The 12,352-nt window shown below is 40.9% G+C and carries 11 protein-coding genes; 9 read left to right on the top strand and 2 right to left on the bottom strand.

Annotation, left to right across the window (positions count from 1 at the left end):
• Positions 1 to 64: 64 nt before the first annotated feature.
• Complete coding sequence (locus AC0L6R_RS03480) at positions 65 to 1,663, bottom strand: alkaline phosphatase D family protein (protein ID WP_473269939.1); 1,599 nt, start codon at positions 1,661 to 1,663, stop codon at positions 65 to 67.
• 328 nt (positions 1,664 to 1,991) lie between these two features.
• Here AC0L6R_RS03480 and AC0L6R_RS03475 point away from each other — a divergent pair, with 328 nt between their 5' ends.
• The 9 genes from AC0L6R_RS03475 to AC0L6R_RS03435 all read left to right on the top strand — a co-directional run bounded on the left by AC0L6R_RS03475 (position 1,992) and on the right by AC0L6R_RS03435 (position 11,897).
• Entirely contained in the window at positions 1,992 to 2,579 is a 588-nt protein-coding gene (locus AC0L6R_RS03475; protein WP_473269938.1) for an RNA polymerase sigma factor, read from the top strand.
• A 109-nt stretch (positions 2,580 to 2,688) separates the two neighbouring features.
• A complete protein-coding gene (locus AC0L6R_RS03470) occupies positions 2,689 to 3,654 on the top strand; it encodes a FecR family protein (RefSeq protein WP_473269937.1) in 966 nt (321 codons plus the stop codon).
• A gap of 116 nt (positions 3,655 to 3,770) precedes the next feature.
• Positions 3,771 to 6,725, top strand: coding sequence for a SusC/RagA family TonB-linked outer membrane protein (locus AC0L6R_RS03465; protein ID WP_473269936.1), 2,955 nt, complete (start codon positions 3,771 to 3,773; stop codon positions 6,723 to 6,725).
• On the top strand, positions 6,679 to 7,290 hold the full coding sequence (locus tag AC0L6R_RS03460) for a hypothetical protein (RefSeq protein WP_473269935.1): 612 nt from the start codon (positions 6,679 to 6,681) through the stop codon (positions 7,288 to 7,290). Before AC0L6R_RS03465 ends, AC0L6R_RS03460 begins: the two co-directional genes overlap by 47 nt.
• Positions 7,291 to 7,309: 19 nt before the next feature.
• Positions 7,310 to 7,591 (top strand): hypothetical protein, encoded by a 282-nt coding sequence (locus AC0L6R_RS03455; protein ID WP_473269934.1) that lies wholly within the window; start codon positions 7,310 to 7,312, stop codon positions 7,589 to 7,591.
• A gap of 56 nt (positions 7,592 to 7,647) precedes the next feature.
• Positions 7,648 to 9,063, top strand: coding sequence for a RagB/SusD family nutrient uptake outer membrane protein (locus tag AC0L6R_RS03450; RefSeq protein ID WP_473270031.1), 1,416 nt, complete (start codon positions 7,648 to 7,650; stop codon positions 9,061 to 9,063).
• Positions 9,064 to 9,082: 19 nt separating this feature from the next.
• Positions 9,083 to 10,249: an Sb-PDE family phosphodiesterase gene (locus tag AC0L6R_RS03445; RefSeq protein WP_473269933.1), complete on the top strand. Its 1,167-nt coding sequence runs from the start codon at positions 9,083 to 9,085 to the stop codon at positions 10,247 to 10,249.
• A 96-nt stretch (positions 10,250 to 10,345) separates the two neighbouring features.
• The gene (locus AC0L6R_RS03440; protein ID WP_473269932.1) at positions 10,346 to 11,044 is read left to right on the top strand and encodes an endonuclease/exonuclease/phosphatase family protein; all 699 of its coding nucleotides are present in this window, start codon (positions 10,346 to 10,348) and stop codon (positions 11,042 to 11,044) included.
• Positions 11,045 to 11,105: 61 nt separating this feature from the next.
• On the top strand, positions 11,106 to 11,897 hold the full coding sequence (locus AC0L6R_RS03435) for an endonuclease/exonuclease/phosphatase family protein (RefSeq protein WP_473269931.1): 792 nt from the start codon (positions 11,106 to 11,108) through the stop codon (positions 11,895 to 11,897).
• A gap of 133 nt (positions 11,898 to 12,030) precedes the next feature.
• On the opposite strand, the gene AC0L6R_RS03430 is transcribed toward AC0L6R_RS03435, so the two are convergent.
• Positions 12,031 to 12,285, bottom strand: coding sequence for a helix-turn-helix domain-containing protein (locus tag AC0L6R_RS03430; protein ID WP_473270030.1), 255 nt, complete (start codon positions 12,283 to 12,285; stop codon positions 12,031 to 12,033).
• Positions 12,286 to 12,352 lie beyond the last annotated feature (67 nt).

The following is a 12,352-nucleotide window of genomic DNA, read 5'->3' as shown; positions in this document are numbered from 1 at the left end:
AGCTGTAATTGGAATTCTTTTGAGTTGAAACTCCTGATAAATCTGGATAACCTAACTCTCTAATTCATTCAATTAGTGGAGCCTTTATTACACCAGAGATCCCGTTTTTTAGTTGAAATCTTGCCGTAGTTTTGATCTCAGCATTTGGACGGGTCACATAGGGCATGACTTTAAATTCAGATAGTATTTCACTTGGAGTGACAGTGAAGCATACATAGCCACGCTGCTCATTGTAAAACTTGATATGAGGATTAAGGTTCATAAGTTCTTTTCCTATAGGTGGATCTGCCTGCCCATCTCCCGCAGAGGTAATGCTGGTTCCCATGAACTCAGTGCCAATAATCGGCGAAGTGGGATCATCTGCATCCAGATGCAAGTCATTTACCCAATTTTTGTGGGAGTCTCCAGTGAGCACGACTAAATTTTTCACCTTGTTTTTTTGGATTCCTTCAAATAAACGTGTTCTAGTCGCTGCATAGCCATCCCACTTATCCATTCCATAAGTAACCACTCCATTTATTTTTCTACCAACTTGAGCCATTCCCACCTGTTGGCCTAGAATATTCCATTTAGCAGGGGACTTCGATAGATTATCGGCCAGCCATTTCTCCTGATCTAAACCCAACATAGTACGGCCGGGATCAAACCTCATGGCGCAGTCTGCTTCCGAATTACCGCTACACGCAAAATCAGTTCGGAATTGTCGGGTGTCCAGCATGGATAATTCCACCAGATTTCCGAACTGGAACTTCCTATAAATATCCATGAAAATTCCTTTTGGCATCGATGACTTTCGCATGGGCATATGCTCGTAATATGCCTGAAAAGCTACAGCTCGCCTTTCAAGGAAATTAGCATTGTCATCGTATGGCGGGCCTTCGCCTCCCCAGTTATTTTTAATTTCATGGTCATCAGGAACCACTATCCAGGGAAAAGCTGCATGAGCAGCCATTAAGGATGGGTCGCTTTTGTATTGGCCATATCTTATTCGGTAATCTTCCAGTGTCATGATTTCCTTATCCGGAAGATGCTTTCGTAAGGAATTGGCACTGCTTCCCTTTTCATAAATATAATCCCCCAAAAATAGGATCACATCAAGATCTTCTTGGACCAAATGCGCATAAGCAGTATAGTACCCTGATGCATAGTTCTGGCAGGAAGCTATGGCAAATTTCATTTCCTGTACATCGGCTCCAAATGCAGGAGCAGTCTTCGTTTTTCCAGTAGGAGAAACAAATTCGCCAAACTTAAATCGGTAATAGTAGTAATGACTAGGTTCAAGTCCGGAAACTTCCACATGTATAGAATGTCCAAAGTCCTTTGTGGCAAACTCTTTACCTTTTTGTACTACTTGTAAGAAATCGGGATCTAATGCAATCTCCCACTCCACGCCGAAAGTTTGATCCGGCATTCCTCCTCCTTCAAGAGGTTTCGGGGCCAATCTTGTCCACAATACAATGCCATCAGGAAATGGTTCTCCTGAGGCCACCCCTAAGGTGAAGGGATAATCACTCAATTCCCCAGCTTTGGAAAAATTGGAAAGAGACCCTAATAAACCAACCCCTGAAAGTGTGAAGGCTGTCTTTTGAAGGAAAGTTCTTCTGTCAATTTTACCCTGCTGGATAATTGAATCTATGTATTCAGGTTCTTTCTTTGATTTCATTTTAGGTAGCGTGTTTAATATGAAAAACAATGAGGCTATTTTTTCTCCAAAATTACCTGACTGATGGACCTATTATTAATGGTTTTGGTTACCATATTATTACTAAAAAGCACTATCTATAGTTAAGTTTTGCAGCAGGTAGCTTGAATCCCTTTACACCCTAGGAAAAGCATCAAGATTAATTAGCCTACCATCAATTTTTGGTGCTTATAATTTTTTAGTCTTGGAAAAAAAATAGCTAAGGTCCACTCAATCATAACCTATTCTTAATATCAAATCTTCTTTGTGCGTACCTGTTACTGGTAACTTTACTAGCAAATATAGGCGTATGAATACGATTAGTAATGAACAACAGCTTCTCCGGAAGATCCAAAATGAGGATGATACAGGTTCCTTCAGGATTCTGTTTGATGCCTATTGGGAAATGCTTTTTCATCATGCTTTAAAAAAAACCAAATCTCAGGATTTAGCTATGGATCTGGCCCAGGATACCTTTATTAATTTCTGGAAATACAGAAAGAAAATAGGGGATATTCAGAATCTGAAAAACTACCTGTTAACCATGTTGAAATATCAGTTTTTTAAAGGGATAGACCAGGAGAAAATTATTTTTGATACATTGGATTCAGCTATTCCCAATGCTTTTTATTGCGACAGTTACGATGGTTTTCAACTCATGGAGTTTAATGAATTGTACGAGTTTTTAATGGAAAAAATTGATGAGCTTCCTACTAGAAGTAAGGAGATATTTTTGCAGAACAGGTTTGAGAATAAATCTGTAAAAGAGTTGGCTGAAACCTATGCTATTGCTGAATCAACAGTCAGAACTCACCTCAGTCAGGCCAACGCAAAACTTCAGGGCCAATTTGAAAACAGTTTGACGGCATTGACATTTTTAGCAATAATGATCTCTTGAAGTCATTATGGATTTGTTAAGAAGTTGAATTTTTATTTCATGATTCAATAATCGATTCAGATTAGACAGATAGGTTCAAACGAGTCTCTTAATAAGGAAGAGAGACTTTATGAATTCACAGAAAATCAAAGTACTGCTCAGGCAGCTATTTACTAAGCAATCCACAAAGCAAACGGTTCTCAAAGAATTGAACCGTTGGTACAAATCACTGGATGAACAAACTTTATTGCCTCAAAATGGAAATCTAAAGGAAAAGGCTTGGGGGCATGTGATCGAAGGAATAGAGCCAACGAATAATGACCAACTTATTAAAAAGAAGTCTGTCATTGGTTCATGGATCTGGAGAGCTGCTATCCTCCTTATTTTCTGTGGGGCAGGATATGGCCTTTATCGATTTATTCCTGAGACTGCAGATCAGATCAGGTTGGAGGCAGGAACTTTTACCAATGAAATTGGAAAGGTCTCAGTGTTTTCCCTACCGGACGGAAGTAAGGTTTGGCTAAGTACGGGATCCACCCTGAAATATGCTGAAGACTTTCCCAGAAATCGTCAGGTAAAATTGTTTGGAGAAGCATTTTTTGATGTAGTAAGAAATCCTGAATTCCCTTTTCAAATCAGTACAGGTTTCCTAGAGACAGAAGTTCTTGGGACATCTTTTAATCTCCGATCTTATAATGAATCTGAAGTGGAACTTTCAGTTTATTCCGGTAGGGTAAAATTTTCAGACCAAAAGTCAGGATTGTATTCTTCTATTCTACTGAAAGGAGAAAAGGTGAGCTGGAGTGCGGAAGAGGGATTCTCCGAAATAGCGCTATTCGATTTAACCCAACTTCCTGATTGGCGCCAGGGTAAAATTACTTTTGAGAATGCGGATTTAGCCATGATTGAAGAGACGCTACAACGTTGGTATAACGTCGACATAGCAATCAATGGACAGGGGAAAAATTGCCATTACACAGGTGAATTTACCCAGGCAAGTCTTGAACAAATTCTAGAAACACTTAGCTATTCGCTTAACCTAACCTATAAAATCGACAACGCACATGTAACAATCCATGCTAATTCCTGTGAATAAAAAAATCCGATGATTTCAGGAAACCATCGGACTAAAGATCGAATGAATTTAATGACTTGAGGATGGCAATTTTGGCGATGCGGCACCTCAGGTCCCAACCTTTATTTCTCAAAATTATGAAAAAAAAATTACTACAACTCATGTGGGATACAACGAAGTGCCTCATGGTAGTCTTAATGATGACCTATTGCATGAGTGGATTGGCGCTAGCCAATGACTCACATGCGCAGCATTTAAATCAGACTAAAATTGTTGTCAAGTCCAAACAAACATCAATATTGGAGTTTTTTGACTTGGTGGAAAAACAAACAGAGTTCAGGTTTCACTTTAATCCAGGAACTATTGGAAACCAAAAAATAGCACTTTCCGGTAATGCTGACTTAGAAACCTTGCTTTACGAATTAGCTGCACAGACCAAATTAGGTTTCAAGCAGGTCAATGAATCTATTGCAGTTAAACCATATTTGAAAAATTCTCAGGAAATGATTGAGGTGAAAATTAAAATCTCAGGAAAGGTTCTTGATGCTGAAACTCAGGATCCAATACTTGGAGCCAGTGTTTTTATTCCCGAAACAAGCCAGGGAACTATGGTGGATCTGGATGGTAATTGGTCCTTGGAGATTGACGAGTCTTTGGTTGGCAAAGAAATCAAAGCTTCTGCATTGGGATTTAATTCCTCTGTGATGATGATAGGCAATGGTGATATCATTTTCATGCTAGCTCCTCAGCAACTTGAAGAAGTAGTGGTTGTAGGGTATGGGACGCAAAAGAAAATCAACCTTACAGGAGCTGTGTCCCAGATAGGTACAGAAGCAATAGAAAACAGACCTTCCCCCAACCTGACCAGAATGTTGCAGGGCACACTACCTAACCTTAACATTAAAATGGTGGATGGTAGCCCAACCCGTTCAGCTGCCTTTAATATCCGTGGCACAACTTCTATTGGTGCCGGAGGAGATGCTTTGGTTTTGATTGATGGGGTAGAAGGAGACGCTAACCTTGTGAACCCAAATGATGTGGAAAGTGTGACAGTGTTGAAAGATGCCTCTTCTGCCGCAGTTTACGGCTCAAGAGCGGCATTTGGAGTTGTTTTGATCACAACTAAAAACCCTACAAAAGGTCAATCTAACTTGGATCTAAAAATCAGCCGTTCGGTGAATGAGAGAACGGTAGTTCCAAATCTGGTAACCAATGGATACCAGTGGGCAAAAAACTTTGACGAAGCTTTTTTTGCATGGTACGATTACAAAACCCATCCTATTTCAGTTAACGCCAATTTTCCTTTCTCATTGGAATATTTGGACAGACTAAAGGCACACGATGAGGACCCATCTTTGCCGAAGGTAGAGTTTAATCAGGAACTGAACCGATATGAATACTACGGAAATACGGATTGGTTTCAATTACTGCACAAAGATAAAATGCCTGCATTGGAAGCTTCCCTCTCAGCATCAGGGGGAAATGACAAAGCAAGATATTTTATATCTGGACTTTATTATCATCAAGATGGGATTTTCAGATACTCTCCTGACAAGTTTGATAAGTACAACATCCGGGCTAAAGGTGAAATTGACCTGAAACCATGGCTTTCTCTGGAAAATAACTTTGACCTAAGCACTTTTAAATATGAATATCCACTGCTTGCGAATGGAGATGCAGGAATCTGGAGATACATGGCAGTAGGAGGGTTTCCAATGGCGATGATGACCAACCCTGACGGTACGTTTACCCAGCAGGGAGTTAACACAGGTGCATCCTTCGTGGAAGGTAGCAGCAAGTCAAACCAATCGAAATTCTATGTAAGAAATACGCCTAGCCTGACAGCTAAGCCTTTTGGAGATTTGATGACTTTCAAAGCTAATTTCACCTTTGCCAAGACTTTCAATACCGATAAGCGATACAACAATTTTATAAACTATAGCAACGCTCCTGAACATTCAGCAAGATTTGGTCAGAGTTTGTTACGTGGACTTTCGGACCAAACGACTTATTGGGGATCAAATATCACCACAGAGTTTAAACAGACGCTCAACAATGCACATAACTTCACGCTTCTGTTGGGTTATAATGTGGAAAGTAATCGCTTCATCAACACTGACTCGCAGCGAGACGGATTGTTGGTTCCATCAAAACCAGACTTTAACCTGATGGATGGGCTGAATTATTCTATTTCAGGAGGAGGAAATGAATGGAAATACGTAGGGGTATTCTATCGCTTGAATTATGCTTTCAAAGAAAAATACCTATTGGAATTCAACGGTAGATACGATGGCTCATCCAAATTCCCAAATGATCAGCGGTTCGGTTTCTTTCCTTCTATGTCTGCAGGCTGGAATATTTCCGAAGAAGGATTTATGGAGGATACGCGCGGCTGGCTAGACAATTTAAAAATCAGAGGTTCCTATGGTACGTTGGGTAATGGTAACGTAGCGCCTTACCGCTATATGGAAACAATGTCTGTGGCTAAAACAAGTGTGATTCTGGAAGGGATCCAAAAAGGCTACACCTACCTACCAGGAGTTATTCCTTCGGGGCTTACTTGGGAGAAAGCCACTACGGTAGATTTAGGATTAGATGCATCATTTTTCCAGGGGAAGATAAACCTGACCTACGATTGGTATAATCGAATAACCACAGATATGTTTACCTATGGCCCTCCTTTGCCGAATGTATTTGGGGCTACTGAACCTTATGGCAATTATGCTGACCTGTCAACCAAAGGTTGGGAGCTTACGCTGGCGTGGAGAGAGCAATTCAATACCGGAAGCAGCCCGTTAAAATTGAGTTTTTCCGGCTCCCTATGGGATAACCAGTCTGAAATAACCAAGTTTAATAATCCTGAAAAAGTAATCAGCAGTACCTATTATGAGGGTAGCAAGATTGGGGAGATTTGGGGATATGAAACGATGGGTTTCTTCTCTTCTGAAGAAGATGTTCAAAACCACGCAGATCAGTCTTTCTTAATCAACTCAAATAACAGACAGTGGTTGCCAGGTGACCTGAAATTCAGGGATCTAAATGGTGATGGGGTCATTAATCAGGGGGAAAATACAGTACGAAAATCCAGGTGATCGTAGAATTATAGGTAACAGTTCTCCACGCTATCAATTCGGGTTTAATCTTTGGGCCAATTGGAAAGGATTTGGTTTAAGTGCCTTCTTCCAGGGTATAGCGAAAAGAGACTGGTATTTTGCGCCGGAAGCTGACCTTTTCTATGGTCCTTACAACCGGCCATATGGGTTCCAGCCTGAAATCATGATGGATGATTATTGGACAGAAGATAATCCGGATGCATACTGGCCAAGACTTCGAGGCTATACGGCATTAGGCACTACCCGTTCTCTGGGAGCTCCTCAGACCGGTTATTTGCAGGATGCCAGTTATCTGAGATTGAAAAATGTGACCTTGGATTACACTTTTCCAACCCGTTGGGTGGAAAAAGCTGGGATGAAAAATGCCATGGTATACGTCAGTGGTCAAAACATCCTGACTTTCTCCGGGCTCTACAAGCATACGGACAATTTTGATCCGGAAATCATCGAAAGCCCGACAGGGGGTATGACCAACAGTCATGGACAAGGAGATGCCTATCCTATGCTGAAAACCTACACGGTCGGTTTGAATCTTTCTTTCTAATTATTGAATCCATTTGATTATGAAAAAATCATTGATAATACTAGCTACGGCATTACTTTCCATCCTCTCATTCAGTTCGTGTGAAGACTTTTTGGAGACCGAGCCTTTCGATAAACTGGTACCAAATACGTTCTTCCAGTCTGAAAAAGACCTGGAGTTATACACCACCTCCTTTTACCAACGAATGCTTCCAAGTGGATTGGAAGTTGTTCAAAGCGATGAATTGGGGGATTTCACCTCCAAAAACCAATCTCCAACTTTTATTGCAGGAAACTATTCTTCTGTGAATGAGGGAGCCTGAAGTTGGACCGACCTGAGAAATATTAATTATTTCCTGAAAACTTTGATAATGAGGTAATCCCTCAGGAAGCCAGAGATCATTATGAGGGGATTGCAAGATTCTTCAGAGCTTGGTTCTATTTCGAAAAGGTGAAAAGATACGGGGATGTTCCCTGGTATGATAAGACCTTGGCTACTTCAGATGAAGATGGGTTGTATAAACCACGGGATTCTCGTGAATTGGTCATGGAAAATGTAATGGCTGATTTGAATTTTGCTGTGGAAAATATCCGGGATACCAAGGATAACAGCTCCTCCCTAATCACCCGTCAGGTGGCACTGGCCTTTAAGTCAAGAGTGGCTTTGTTTGAAGGAACCTTTAGAAAATACCATGAGGAAGCAGGTCTTTCAAGCAGTGCAAATGAATTTTTGTCCGAAGCTGCCGATGCTGCGAGGAAAGTAATGGATTCTGGGAAGTATTCAATTTACAACACCGGTAGCCCGGCTTCTGATTACAGAGCGCTTTTTACCAGCGAAAATCCGGTAAACACCGAAGTAATGCTTGCTGTAGTCTACAATAACGCGTTGAGAAGATGGCACAACATCACCTGGAAATTCAACTCAGCAACCTACGGATCTAGATGGGGTTTGAATAAGCAGTTTGTCAATACCTATCTAATGACAGACGGAACTAGATTTTCAGACAAGCAAGGCTTTGATGAACTACTTTTTGTGGATGAAATGAAAGATAGGGATTATCGTCTTGCCCAAACCGTACGATCCTTAGGCTATACCAGAAGTGATGGAAGTGCTGCCCCACCTAATTTCGGCTACACGTTTACCGGATACCATATATTAAAACATAGCCTGGATGATAAAAGATTGGATGGAATTTCTGAATCCTACAATTCTATCCCTTTAATCAGATATGCTGAAGTGCTTTTGAATTATGCAGAGGCAAAGGCCGAGTTGGGGCAATTCGACGAGTCGATATGGAACATGACTATTGCACCACTACGTGAACGGGGAGGAGTAACTCCTATAATTCCCGCTTCAGCTGATAGCTACCTTCAAAGCACATATTATCCGGGTATTTCGGATAAGTACTTATTGGAAATCAGAAGGGAAAGAGGGATTGAGCTTTGCTATGAAGGGTTCCGATACGATGATTTACTGAGATGGAGAAAGGGAGAGTTGGTCGAAATGCAGTGGAAAGGCATCTATGTGCTAGCCTTGGATTTTCCTATGGATCTGGATGGAAACGGTACACCTGATGTGTCTTTTGTAAACACTGTTCCCGCAAGCAAATTACCGGGTGTTATTTACTTTATCATAGATGGTAAAGCCTCCCAGCTATCTGAGGGTTCAAAGGGCCATTTAATCTGGAGAGATGATGAGAATAGGGAGTTCCCAGACAAAAAGTACCTGCATCCAATATCCAATACAGATATTGTGCTGAACCCGAATCTGGAACAAAATCCGGGTTGGGACTGATCAAATGGATTAAGTAGCCATGCAATATAAAATTAAAAGTCTACTGCTGATGGTCATGACCATCAGCAGTATTTCCTTAGCACAGCATAGCAAAGTGATCATCCCGGATATCCCAGGGTATTATACCTTGAAAGGAGATTTTCATATGCATACCGTCTTTTCAGATGGACATGTCTGGCCGACTTTCCGAGTAAATGAGGCGATCAGAGATGACTTGGACGTGATTTCCCTTACAGAGCATATTGATTACGAAGGTTTTCCTGATATTATAGATCAGGATTATAACAAACCCTATGAGTTAGCCAGTAAGGCAGCTGCAGATAAGGATTTGATTGTCATTAGAGGAGTTGAGATTTCACCTAGAGTAGCACCTTACCATCACAATGCCCTGTTTCTGGAGGATGCAAATAATATACCCACAGCTTATATGAAAAGTGGCAAAGCTGAATTTGTAATGAAGGATGAAATTACGCATGACCAGCTGATGGGGTCATTTCTTGCGGTCAAAAAGCAAAATGCATTTGTGGTTTATAATCACCCAAGTTGGGGATGGTGGGACAAAAAAGATACCGTATTATTCACGTCTTTTCATCAGGAATTATTGGATTTGGATATTCTAAAAGGCGTGGAAGTGGTAAACTCGGGGAATTACAATGTGATCGCTCACAGAATGGCATTGGAGCATGATTTGGCGATGGTTTGCAATACAGATGAGCATTACGATAATTATCCTCGATACAAGGATACCCACCGTCCCATGACTCTGGTGTTTGCAAAAGAAAGATCGGCAGCGGGGGTAGAGGAAGCACTTTTTGCAAAAAGGACAGCCTTGTATTTCGGGGATTATCTGGTGGCAAGAAAGCCAGAAGCTGAAGCATTGTTTAAATCCTCCGTACAGGTAACCGCAGAACGTAAACTGAGAAAAGCTGAGCCGCTAATTGTGCTGAACTTTGTTAATTCAAGTGATATTCCATTCGTAACCAAGATGAAATCAGACTACGATATTGAAGGATTTCCTATGGGACAGGTTGAAATTGCAGCCCACGATACTACTCAGGTGATATTAAAAGCTGTTTGGAAGTATCCGTCAGAAACGACTCTTAATGTGGTGGTGGAAAATATTCTTGTTACTCCTGATGCAGGTTTGGAGACTGAATTCACCATTGCTACTGAACCCAAGAAGTAGGAGAATATGCTGTTGATACAAAGAAGGGTATATTTTACTTTTGTTATTTTGTTTGTGGGGTGTGCACATTTTGCCAATGCCCAATCACTTAGGGTAATGTCCTATAATATCCATCATGGAGCTGATAAGGATGAAGTGAATACACTTCAGAAAATGGGAGAGTTTATCAAAAACTCCAACGCAGACCTAGTCGGATTACAAGAAGTAGACAGTCTTTGCAATAGGTCGGAACAGGTGGATCAGATGAAGAAGCTGGCTGAAATTACAGGAATGTATTATGCTTTTCAACGCCATTTCGAATATGACGGGGGTGCCTATGGCTTAGGTGTTTTATCCAGGTTTCCCATAGCCAGCCAGCAAAATGATCAGATCACTTCCATTAAAAATGGAGAAAACAAGACCCTTGCTTTGCTATCAACAGTGATTTCACTTCCTGGTGGAAAAGAAGTAAAATTTGCTACTGTTCACTTTGCCTTGGATCAATCCACCCGGTTGATCCAGGCTCGTGAAGCACTGGGTTTTCTGGAATCAAAACTTCCTGTAATTCTTACGGGAGACTTCAATGCAGAACCAAATACTGAAGAAATAGAGTTGCTGGCAAGCAGCTATAATATGACTGATGCTACTCTTGGAAATACCTTTCCGGCTGGGAATCCTAGTAAGAAGATAGATTACATCTGGCTAAGTAAGTTTTGTCAAAAGTTAGAAATACCCGTTCAAATCCCAATATCCATTACCTATTCCGATCACCTTCCTCTTGTGGCTACTATAATGCTAGACTGCAGTGAATGGTGAATTGGTTAGTTCAAAATCAGTTATGAAAAATTTACGCAATTGCTTTTTATTCTTTTTGATAATGATCCTTTATTCCTGTGCTCAGGCACAGGAACCAACCTCAGTCACTCCTGCTGATGAGGAAGTTGATATAAGTGAAGGTTTGGAAATGAAGGTGTTGAGTTATAATGTGCACCATTGCAATCCACCGAGTAAACCCGGATTAATCGATGTGGATGGAATTGCTAAAGTGATTAACGATTCCAACGCAGACTTGGTGGGGCTACAGGAAATAGATGTAAACAACGAGCGCTCAGGAGTACACCTTGATCAGGCAGAAAAGTTAGCCGAACTTACGGGCATGCATTTCTTTTTTTCAAAAGGGATTGATTACAAAGGTGGGGCATACGGGTCAGCAATTTTGTCTAAATATCCTATTTCTGAGATGGAGACAATTCTATTGCCGATGGAATCCGGGACAGAACAGCGCACACTTTCCGTTCTTACTGCAGAGTTACCGGATGGGCAGAAAATAAGGTTTGCCAATACCCATCTGGATTTTACCAGTGATGAAAATGCGCTGGCACAAGCCCATGCAATCACATTCTATTTCAAAGATGAGCTTAAGCCCATTGTCTTGGTTGGAGACTTCAATGCTGAGGCAGGCAGTAAGACTATCGCTCATTTGGATGAAGTGTTTGATAGAAGCTGTGAGCAAGGTTGTCCTCCTACAATTCCCGTGGTGAATCCCCGTAAAACCATTGATTTTATCTTTTACTCCTCAGGAATTGGAATCCAGACTTTATTGCACGAAGTAATACAGGAGCACTATGCCTCAGATCATTTACCTGTATTGGCAAAGCTGGAATTTTAGCTTTGCAATCTTTCTCAAGAGGCTGGTTCTACTTAGAACCAGCCTGTTCAATAAATGATTTTATAAGGAGTAATGATCTTATAATTAATTAAAAGGATAGCTGTAAAATGTTTATGCTGCGTTTCTTAAATGCTTAGTTGGATTCTTCTTGGTTGATTTCACTTTCGTTTATTTCCGAGGGAAGGATGCCAAATTGCTCTTTAAATAGTTTCCTGAAATGCTTGGTACTGGTGAACCCAACTTCATAAGCAGCTTGAGCAACACCTAGCTTCTCATGCTTAATCATCTCGGCAGCTCTTTTCACCTTGACTGAGCTTATATAATGGTTGATATTGTTTCCCGTAATCGCCTTTAATTTTCTAAATAGAGAGGTTCTGCTCATTCCCATTGCTTGTGAGATGGAGTCAACATCTGAGTTTTGCTGGGAGATAGCTACTAGAATATGTTTTTCAAGC

This window comes from Algoriphagus sp. 10J20-15 (genome assembly GCF_055809615.1).
This window is presented reverse-complemented; position numbering and strand designations above follow the sequence as displayed.

What these genes read in the sequence shown, in the direction of transcription:
- AC0L6R_RS03455 (WP_473269934.1), top strand. Translation starts at nt 7,310, where the DNA reads ATGAAAAAATCATTGATAATACTAGCTACGGCATTACTTTCCATCCTC.
- AC0L6R_RS03480 (WP_473269939.1), bottom strand. Translation starts at nt 1,663, where the DNA reads ATGAAATCAAAGAAAGAACCTGAATACATAGATTCAATTATCCAGCAG.
- AC0L6R_RS03445 (WP_473269933.1), top strand. Translation starts at nt 9,083, where the DNA reads ATGCAATATAAAATTAAAAGTCTACTGCTGATGGTCATGACCATCAGC.
- AC0L6R_RS03440 (WP_473269932.1), top strand. Translation starts at nt 10,346, where the DNA reads ATGTCCTATAATATCCATCATGGAGCTGATAAGGATGAAGTGAATACA.
- AC0L6R_RS03465 (WP_473269936.1), top strand. Translation starts at nt 3,771, where the DNA reads ATGAAAAAAAAATTACTACAACTCATGTGGGATACAACGAAGTGCCTC.
- AC0L6R_RS03435 (WP_473269931.1), top strand. Translation starts at nt 11,106, where the DNA reads ATGATCCTTTATTCCTGTGCTCAGGCACAGGAACCAACCTCAGTCACT.
- AC0L6R_RS03430 (WP_473270030.1), bottom strand. Translation starts at nt 12,285, where the DNA reads ATGGGAATGAGCAGAACCTCTCTATTTAGAAAATTAAAGGCGATTACG.
- AC0L6R_RS03475 (WP_473269938.1), top strand. Translation starts at nt 1,992, where the DNA reads ATGAATACGATTAGTAATGAACAACAGCTTCTCCGGAAGATCCAAAAT.
- AC0L6R_RS03470 (WP_473269937.1), top strand. Translation starts at nt 2,689, where the DNA reads ATGAATTCACAGAAAATCAAAGTACTGCTCAGGCAGCTATTTACTAAG.
- AC0L6R_RS03460 (WP_473269935.1), top strand. Translation starts at nt 6,679, where the DNA reads ATGGGGTCATTAATCAGGGGGAAAATACAGTACGAAAATCCAGGTGAT.